Annotated in this window: 2 protein-coding genes; both read left to right on the forward strand. The window is 33.9% G+C overall.

Annotated elements, in window-relative coordinates; translation table 11 throughout:
• Window positions 1-61 precede the first annotated feature (61 nt).
• Window positions 62-745: a helix-turn-helix domain-containing protein gene (locus tag D8Q48_RS16950; RefSeq protein ID WP_121057389.1), complete on the forward strand. Its 684-nt coding sequence runs from the start codon at window positions 62-64 to the stop codon at window positions 743-745.
• A gap of 32 nt (window positions 746-777) precedes the next feature.
• On the forward strand, window positions 778-1,707 hold the full coding sequence (locus tag D8Q48_RS16955) for an IS3 family transposase (protein ID WP_147342541.1): 930 nt from the start codon (window positions 778-780) through the stop codon (window positions 1,705-1,707).
• Window positions 1,708-1,775 lie beyond the last annotated feature (68 nt).

Genomic DNA, 1,775 nt, shown 5'->3' on the forward strand with positions numbered 1-1,775 from the left:
TGGTATGATTCCCCTTAAGTAGACAAGGTAAATAACCAAAATCTACTTAAGGGGGTTTTTTATGTCTAAATATTCAAAAGAAATAATTATAAAAGTATGTGAAGAATACTTATATGGAAACCTTTCAGAAATGGAATTATGTGATAAATATGGCATTCATTTCAAAAATGGCAATTCTATTATCACTGATTGGATTCCAAGATATCTTCAGGATGGAGTTGATGCATTTCTTCCTTCTAGTGGTAACAGAAATTATTTATCATCTGATAAGATTTCGGCGGTTGAAGATTATATTGCTGGAAAAGGTAGTTTAAGAACGATTGCTACTCGATACGGAATTCCTTCAAAAGAAACACTTAGACGATGGGTTTTATTGTATAATGCTAATAGAAAACTTCGGGATTATAATCCTAAACGGGAGGTTTATATGGCAGAATCAAGAAAAAAAACAACCATTGAAGAACGTAAGAAAATCGTGGATTACTGTATTAATCACAACCACGATTATAAAGGAACAGCAAGTATTTATGGTGTTTCTTATAATCAGGTCTATTCTTGGGTAAGAAAGTATATTACACAAGGTGAAGAAGGATTAACTGATAGGCGAGGACAACATAAAACAGATGAAGAAGTAGATGAATTAGAACGCCTTCGTAGAGAAAATGCTCGCCTAAAAAGACAATTACAAGAAAAGGATATGTTGGCTGAATTATTAAAAAAAGTACAGGATTTCGAAAGGATGTGAGGCTTGGAAAACTCCGCTATGATTCAAAATTTATGGCAATAAAGTTTTTTTATGAAACAAAGAACTGGAGTATTAATTGGATGTGTAAGCAACTTGAAATATCAAGATCTGCCTACTATAAATGGTTGCATCGCGAGATTCCTGAACAAGAAGCAGAAAATATGAAATTGGCAGAACTTATAAAGGAGTATGACGAACGCTTTAATCATATCTTAGGATATAGAAGAATGACTTCATGGATTAACCATTTCAACCATACAAGCTATAATCCTAAACGAGTACATAGAATCATGAAAAAGTTAGGAATTCATTCTGCAATTAGAAGGAAAAAGAAGAACTATACTCCCTCGACACCAGAATCTGTTTCAGAAAATAAGTTAGGCAGAGATTTTTATGCGGATGCTCCTAATAAAAAGTGGACTACGGATGTGACTGAATTTAAAGTTCCAGGTACAAACAAAAAATTGTATTTGAGCGCAATACTTGATTTATATGACAGATATCCGGTTGCATATGTAATTGGCATACGAAATGACAGTAGGCTTGTGTTTAAAACCTTTGATAAAGCACTGGCTGCCAATCCTGAAGCAAGACCACTCTTTCATAGCGATAGAGGATTCCAATACACTAGTAAAATGTTTCAAAAAAAGCTCAACGAACATGAAATAGAACATTCTATGTCACGTGTTGGGCATTGTATAGATAATGGTCCAACGGAAGGGTTTTGGGGGATTATAAAAACGGAAATGTATCAAATGTACGAGATAACAGATGAGACATCATTAAGATTTGCAATATCAGATTACATTAAATTTTATAGTGAGAAACGACCTCAGGATAGGTATCATTGTAAAACCCCACTAGAAATAAGAACGGAAGCCCTTTCCACCGGACAACCAGTTGAATATTTAATTCCACGTAACAAACGAATTGAGAAATATAAAGAAAAATGGTGTGCATAGAAAAACGACCGCGCATTTCGTACGATCGTTCATCAGCACTTTATTTTAGTTATTTAACTTGTCTACTT

It is taken from the genome of Ruminococcus sp. B05 (assembly GCF_003628495.1).
In the GTDB taxonomy this organism is placed as follows: domain Bacteria; phylum Bacillota; class Clostridia; order Lachnospirales; family Lachnospiraceae; genus Schaedlerella; species Schaedlerella hominis.